The sequence below is a fragment of the Acidisphaera rubrifaciens HS-AP3 genome (assembly GCF_000964365.1).
GTDB classification, from domain to species: Bacteria; Pseudomonadota; Alphaproteobacteria; order Acetobacterales; family Acetobacteraceae; genus Acidisphaera; species Acidisphaera rubrifaciens.
In genome coordinates this window covers 1-4439 of the sequence record NZ_BANB01000320.1, presented here as the reverse complement: position 1 = coordinate 4439, position 4439 = coordinate 1, and the positions used below count along the sequence as shown (strand labels likewise).

Sequence of the window (4439 nt, the reverse complement as noted above, 5' to 3'; positions counted from 1 at the left end):
GGCGCCGCCCGCGCCCAGCACCAGCGCCGGCCCCGCCGCCGGATCGACCCCGCCGGCGCGCAGGCTCGCGATGAAGCCCCAGCCGTCGGTGTTGCGCCCCTCGATCGTCCCGTCGGCATGAAAGATCAGCGTGTTGACCGCCCCGGCCCGCGACGCGGCCTCGTCCCGCCGATCGCACAGGGCGTGCGCCGCCTCCTTGTGCGGGATGGTGACGTTGGCGCCGGCGAAGCCTGCCGCGGCCAACCCCCGGACCGCCGTCTCGAACGCCTCCGGCCGCACCGGCAGCGGCACATAGGCGCCGTCGATGCCGTGCCGGTCGAGCCAGGCGTTATGCAGACGCGGCGAGCGGGAATGGGCGACCGGCCAGCCGATCACCCCGGCCAGCCGGGCCGCCCCCGAACGGATCGGCATGCCGTGCGCCGCCGGGTCAGCGCGCCTGCTGGATCGCCGACAGCACCCACTGGCCGCCGGGCGCGCGCAGGAAGGTCCAGATCTCGGTCGCCGTCACATGCTCGGTGGGGCTGCCGTCCACCACCCGCCCGGCCGCGTCGCGGGTGACGTCGATCATCGAGAAGCGCATCGCGACGGTCGCGTATTCGCGCCCCTGCTCCGCCCAGGCCTCCGCGAGGTCACCCTGCAGGAGCCGCAGGTCGGTGACGGTGTTGACCACGCCCCGGCTGGCCTGATCGGCCAGCTGCTCGCTGAAATAGGCGACCATCTCCGGGGTCGCGATCCGCTGCAGCGCCGGCAGGTCGCGCCGGCTCCATGCCGCCTGCACCGCCTGCAGGATCTGTTCGAACGCCTGATAATCCGCCGGCGCGATGGTCACCGGCCGCCGGCCGCCGCCGCCCCCGCCCATCGGCATGCCGCCTCCCGGGACGCTGCCCCCCATGCCCCCCGGCATGCCGCCCTGGCGGGCAAACAGACCCGGCCCGTTGGCCATGGCAGGCTGGCCGCCGAGGAAGCGGCGCACGAGCCAGCGGACCACCAGGAAGATCAGGAAGATCTGCAGCAGGAAGCCGAGGAAGCCGAAGCCGCCATGGATGCCGCCGAACAGGCCGCCGCCGAACAGCAGCCCGCCGATCCCCGCGCCCAACAGCCCGCCGAGCAGACCGGACATGAAGGGCGAGCGGTTGCCCGCGTAGCCGCCCATCATCCCGCCATAGCCGCGCTGCGGCGCGTAGCCCGGCTGCGGCGTCATGCTCCGCTGCATCGGCTGCGCGGAATAGGGCGCGGTGCGCGTGGCGGGCGGCGCCGAAAAGGTCATGCTGCCGCGGCTGCCCATCGACGAGCCGCTGCCGGCGCGCGCATCGACGGGCACCGGCGTGACGGCGAGCGCCAGCGCGGCGGCGGCTGCGAGCAGGACGGACGTACGGCGCATGGGCGGTTCCCGGTTCAGGTTGGGCCACAGCATATGGGGTGGCGCACCCCGCCGATACAGCGGGGCCCCGCCCCGTGCATCCCCCTGGCCGGACGGCAGACTGTTCAGACCCGCGCGGTTGCCCCTAGTTTAGCGGCATGTTGCAGTCGCGCCCACGTGTCGGCCTGTTCGTCACCTGCCTGGTCGATCTCTATCGTCCCACCGTCGGCTTCGCCGCCATCCGCCTGCTGGAAGCCGCCGGCTGCCAAGTCGAGGTGCCGCGCGCCCAGACCTGCTGCGGCCAGCCGGCGTATAACAGCGGCGACCGGGCCACCACGACCGACCTCGCCCACGGCATCCTCGATGCGTTCGGCGGTTTCGACTACGTCGTGGTGCCGTCCGGCTCCTGCGGCGGCATGCTGCGCACGCACATGCCGCATCTGTTCGACGACGATCCCAATCTGCGGGCACGGGCGGACGCGCTGGCGGCGCGTACCTTCGAGCTGACCAGCTTCCTGACCGACGTGCTCGGCATGGAGCGGCCGCCGGGCGGCTGGAGCGGCGAGGTCACCTATCACGACTCATGCGCGGGGCTGCGCGAACTCGGCGTGCACGACCAGCCGCGACGGCTGCTGGCGGCGGCCGGCGCGACGGTGCGGGAGATGACCGATCCGGATGTCTGCTGCGGCTTCGGCGGCACGTTCTGCGTCAAGTATCCCGACATCTCGGTACGTATGGCGAGCGACAAGGCCGCCAACGTGACCGCGACGGGCGCGCCGCTGCTGCTTGCGGGCGACATGGGCTGCCTGCTGAACATGGCTGGGCGGCTGCAGCGCCTGGGCAGCCACGTACAGGTCCGCCACGTGGCAGAGGTGCTGGCCGGCCTGACCGGGGACGTGCCGGCGATCGGCGAGGCGGCGGGAAAGGCGGCCTGACGATGGACGCAGCACCCGAGACTCCGCGCGACGGCCACACCGCCATCCATGCCAGGCTGCTCGCGCTCGATACGCATATCGACATCCCCTGGCCCGAGGGTCCCGGCTTCGCCGCCGACGGCGAGCGGCGGGTCGACCTGCCGAAGATGCGGCGCGGCGGCCTGGCCGGCGGCTTCTTCGCCGCCTTCGTGCCGCAGACCGTGGTCAATCCGGCCAACGAACAGGCCGCCTTCGAGCGGGCAAGGGCGATGCTGCTCGCCATCCGTGCCATGGGCGATGTCCCGGGCGCCCGGCTGGCGACCACCGCCGACGCGATCGAGCAGGCCTGGCGCGACGGCGCCGTGGCCGTCGTCCCGGCGGTGGAAAACGGCTTCGCGGCCGGCACCGACCTCGACCGGCTGGGGATCTTCCGGTCGCTGGGCGCGACCTATGTCACGATGACCCATAACGGCCACAACGCGCTGGCCGATGCCGCCATCGCGCGGCCGGACCTCGGCGACGGCGCGAGCCGGCATGGCGGCCTGTCGGCGCTGGGGCGCGAGGCCGTAGCGGTGATGAACCGGCTCGGCCTGCTGATCGACGTTTCGCACGCCGCGAAGCCGACCATGATGCAGCTCGCGTCGCTGTCCGCGACGCCCGTCGTCGCCACGCATTCCTGCATGCGCGCCCTGTGCGATCATCCGCGCAACCTCGACGACGAGCAGCTCGACGTCATCCGCGACGTGGGCGGGGTGGTGCAGGTGACCGCCGTTTCCGGCTTCGTGCGGCTGCGGGCGCGGGAGAGCGAGGTGACCGTCGCCGATTTCTGCAACCACATCGACTATGCGGTGCGGCGGATCGGCATCGCCCATGTCGGAATCGGCTCGGATTTCGACGGCGGCGGCGGCTTCGTCGGCTGGCGGGACGCGGCGGACAGCCCCAACATCACCGCCGAATTGCTGCGCCGCGGCTACGAACCGGAGGCGCTGGCCGCGCTGTGGGGCGGCAACTTCCTGCGCGTCATGCGCCAGGCCGAGGCCGTCGCCGCCTCCTGAGGCGTCGACGGCCGGGCGGGTTTAGGTCCGTGTGTGGCCGGACACGGAGGCCTGGGTATGCCGGTGCGTGTGGTGGCCCGAGTGGTGATGATGATGGTGGCTCGTGGTGGCGGCCTGCGCGGCGGCGGCCCCGAGGATCAGGGCCGAGAGGCCAACGCAGGCCAGCAGGGCGCGGCGGAAGTGTCGCACGTGGATCAGGCTCCAGAGAGTGTCGTGCAGCGAAGTCCTGCACTGGACGGTATCTAGCAGGCAGCTAACGCGGAATGTGAACGAAAACTACTAGTGCCCTGTAATTATCCGGGGGCTGCGTCCCATCGGCAGCAATCAGCGAACGGGCGCGGCGCTAGAGCAGGCAGAGGCTCTCCAGCTCGCGCCGCAGCGCCGGCGGCAACGCCTCCGCGCCGCGCTGACGCGGCCGCGCCGTGTCGAGATCGGCCGGCGCGTCCGCGGCGGCGAGGTACCGCCAGCCCTGGAACGGCTTGATCAGCCGGGGAACCACCGGCACCAGCCCGGGGTCGAGGATCAGCGCGGCGCAGGCGCTGCCGTCGTCCCACTGTCCGGGCACGATCTCCAGCACGCGTTGCCGCACCGACAGGGCGCCCTGGATCACCCAATAGATCGAGCCCCCGCCGATGATCTCGTCCACCCGGCGGGGCGCGTGGCGCGTCTGGTGACGCAGCGGCGCCATCGCCGCCGCCCGCGCGGCCTGCAATTCGCGCAGATGCGCGGCATCGCGGACGCCCACGGCGAGCTTCATGAGATGCACCATCGCCCCCTTGATCTGGCAGCCGTCCGGAGTCGGGCAAGGGCACGGGCCGCCGCGGGCGTTTGCGGGTTATGCTGCGCGGCCAATTCGACGGACCGGTCATGCCGATGAACCTTGCACGCATGCGCATTCTTGCCCTCGACGCCGCCGGCGACCGGGCGACGGTCGGGCTGATCGACGGCGACGACACCGTGGCCGTGCGGATGGGCGACGGCGGCCGCGGCGAGGCGGCGCGGCTGGCGGACCTCGTGGACGGGGCGCTTGCCGCGGCGGGGCGCACGCCGGCCGACCTCGATCTGGTGGCCGTCACGGTCGGGCCGGGCAGCTTCACCGGGCTGCGCGCC

General features: G+C 72.7%; 7 protein-coding genes. 4 read left to right on the top strand and 3 right to left on the bottom strand.

Going from position 1 to position 4439, the window contains the following annotated elements:
- Together B8460_RS10355 and B8460_RS10350 are read right to left on the bottom strand one after the other, a co-directional pair.
- Positions 1–411: shikimate dehydrogenase family protein (locus B8460_RS10355; protein WP_048861523.1), on the bottom strand; the 411-nt coding region annotated here is incomplete at its 3' end.
- 16 nt (positions 412–427) lie between these two features.
- Positions 428–1381 (bottom strand): Tim44 domain-containing protein, encoded by a 954-nt coding sequence (locus B8460_RS10350; RefSeq protein WP_199445607.1) that lies wholly within the window; start codon positions 1379–1381, stop codon positions 428–430.
- 137 nt (positions 1382–1518) lie between these two features.
- Here B8460_RS10350 and B8460_RS10345 point away from each other — a divergent pair, with 137 nt between their 5' ends.
- The 3 genes from B8460_RS10345 to B8460_RS20925 are packed head-to-tail and all read left to right on the top strand — an operon-like array spanning position 1519 to position 3575.
- Positions 1519–2295, top strand: coding sequence for a (Fe-S)-binding protein (locus B8460_RS10345; protein WP_048861521.1), 777 nt, complete (start codon positions 1519–1521; stop codon positions 2293–2295).
- A 2-nt stretch (positions 2296–2297) separates the two neighbouring features.
- On the top strand, positions 2298–3329 hold the full coding sequence (locus B8460_RS10340) for a dipeptidase (RefSeq protein ID WP_048861520.1): 1032 nt from the start codon (positions 2298–2300) through the stop codon (positions 3327–3329).
- A gap of 57 nt (positions 3330–3386) precedes the next feature.
- A complete protein-coding gene (locus tag B8460_RS20925) occupies positions 3387–3575 on the top strand; it encodes a hypothetical protein (RefSeq protein WP_148360510.1) in 189 nt (62 codons plus the stop codon).
- Positions 3576–3672: 97 nt separating this feature from the next.
- On the opposite strand, the gene B8460_RS10335 is transcribed toward B8460_RS20925, so the two are convergent.
- Positions 3673–4098 carry a DUF1489 family protein gene (locus tag B8460_RS10335; RefSeq protein ID WP_048861519.1) on the bottom strand — a complete coding sequence of 142 codons (426 nt, stop codon included), beginning with the start codon at positions 4096–4098 and terminating at the stop codon, positions 3673–3675.
- A 119-nt stretch (positions 4099–4217) separates the two neighbouring features.
- Between B8460_RS10335 and tsaB the strand changes: the two genes are divergently transcribed.
- Positions 4218–4439: tRNA (adenosine(37)-N6)-threonylcarbamoyltransferase complex dimerization subunit type 1 TsaB (gene tsaB, locus B8460_RS10330; protein WP_048861524.1), on the top strand; the 222-nt coding region annotated here is incomplete at its 3' end.